Here is an 802-nt window from a genome sequence, read left to right on the forward strand (position 1 = left end):
AAACTTAAGCATAAATTTCCCCATAAGTACTTCGGTTCATCCCAATATTCAAATGAATCTTGCCAATACTGCCTTAATTCCTTGACTACCAGAATATGTAGATGCCCGTGTTTTAATCGTGACTCTGTACTCTCAATTTTTCTAGGCAGTACTATCCGTTTCGTATGTGGATTTAGCTTAATTCTGTATGATTTTTTATCTACATTCTGGTTGAATTGCCTCCTTCTTTTATTAAATTCATCTTCAGTAAATTGCATCAGTTTTGATTGTTCGTCTCGGCTCAACTTTTGACTCAAATAATCAACACTATCTTTAATGTCATGCCATTTTTCAGCGATCTGCTGATCAAGTTTTTGCTGCATGTCTTTCGTCAATACTTCAGGTGAAGAAGGCTGTCTATCTAGCGACTTTTTCACCAATTTATGAATATCAACAAATAGATCATCTAGTTGCGGTTTTATTAGTTCTTTGATTTTTTGCATACAACTATTTTCGCTCTAAGTGTTTAATCGATAAAAATTTGACATTATCTTGCAATTGCTGGCGGGCTTGCTGTACATAGACATTCGGAATAAGTGAAGAATGCGGATGAAAAGCCTCTCGGTCACGTTGGTCATGACCATAAAGAGCCTGTATTAAATGGAATGCTAAAGCAGTTTTTTCTTCTTTTTTTTCTTCTTTTTCTTCTGCATACATCAAAAAATTCCTCTGTACACGACAAAAATAGATAACTCATTGAAATAATGTCACAATAATTGTTTTCTAACGACGAATACTATGATGCATCTCAATGAGTTATATC

Annotated in this window: 1 protein-coding gene and 1 pseudogene; both read right to left on the reverse strand. The window is 34.3% G+C overall.

Going from position 1 to position 802, the window contains the following annotated elements; translation table 11 throughout:
- Positions 1–482: DUF445 domain-containing protein (locus tag ACY3FQ_RS07860; protein ID WP_489773807.1), on the reverse strand; the 482-nt coding region annotated here is incomplete at its 3' end.
- Between the two features lie 4 nt (positions 483–486).
- Positions 487–669 (reverse strand): annotated as a pseudogene (locus ACY3FQ_RS07865) (hypothetical protein); the annotation flags it as partial.
- Positions 670–802: the final 133 nt, after the last annotated feature.

Source organism: Acinetobacter sp. AB03 (assembly GCF_058107045.1).